The sequence below is a fragment of the Dietzia sp. HMSC21D01 genome (assembly GCF_001815995.1).
GTDB classification, from domain to species: domain Bacteria; phylum Actinomycetota; class Actinomycetes; order Mycobacteriales; family Mycobacteriaceae; genus Dietzia; species Dietzia cinnamea.
Genome location: NZ_KV823693.1, coordinates 1 through 787, shown reverse-complemented (window position 1 = coordinate 787; position 787 = coordinate 1). Strand labels below are relative to the sequence as shown.

Annotated in this window: 2 protein-coding genes; one reads left to right on the top strand and one right to left on the bottom strand. The window is 75.3% G+C overall.

Translation table 11 applies throughout. From position 1 onward, the window contains the following. Nucleotides 1-70: 70 nt before the first annotated feature. Nucleotides 71-508 (bottom strand): MarR family winged helix-turn-helix transcriptional regulator, encoded by a 438-nt coding sequence (locus HMPREF3086_RS02105; RefSeq protein ID WP_246830856.1) that lies wholly within the window; start codon nt 506-508, stop codon nt 71-73. 92 nt (nt 509-600) lie between these two features. Between HMPREF3086_RS02105 and HMPREF3086_RS02100 the strand changes: the two genes are divergently transcribed. Further along, a partial coding sequence (locus HMPREF3086_RS02100) for a maleylpyruvate isomerase N-terminal domain-containing protein (RefSeq protein WP_210401819.1) occupies nt 601-787 on the top strand: 187 nt, incomplete at its 3' end.

The following is a 787-nucleotide window of genomic DNA, read 5'->3' as shown; positions in this document are numbered from 1 at the left end:
TGACCCGCTCCGCCCGCCCCGCGCGCCGTCCTCACCCCGCCCGCCGCACCGCCGGGCGGGGTGAGGTGTCTCAGGGGTCGACGAGCGCGCGCAACTCCACCAGCGCGGCCCGCAACCGATCCATCTGCTCCGGCCCGAGATGCTCCCGCCACTCGGCGTCGATCTGCCGCTCCGCCGCCCGAGCGACCGGAATGATCCCCCGGCCGCGGTCCGTGAGGCGCACCAACCGGGCCCGGCCGTCCTCCGGATCCCGCTCACGGCGGACGTACCCCGCCGCCGCCAACCGGTCCACCAGCGCGGTCGCGGTCTGCTTGGCGATCCGGGCGCGCTCGGCCAACACGACGAGCCGGCTGCCCTCGTCGTCGTCGATCCCCGCCAACAGCCGGATCTGCGCGCGCGTGAGGTCCCCGAACCCCGCCTCGGCGATCGCGCCGGCGATCCGGTCCTCGGCCGCGCGGTACCCGAGCCACATGAGCAGGCTGGTCGGCGCAGCGATGTCGTCGTCCACGGCAACTCCTCAGGCTCGGCCGCACCAGATAGTCCTATGATGGTACTAGTCGCGGCCCGGAGGACCGGGCCGCACCGGAGAGAGGGGTCGTCATGGACGACACCCAGGTCTGGGCGGCCGTCGACCGGCGCCGCAGCGACATCGCCGACTACCTCGAGGCCCTGCCGCCCGACGACTGGGACCGACCGTCGCTGTGCGACGCGTGGACCATCCGCGAGGTCGCCGCGCACCTCACCCTCGCCGGGCTCCCGCGCCGCCGGCTCGCGGCCCCGGCGCTGC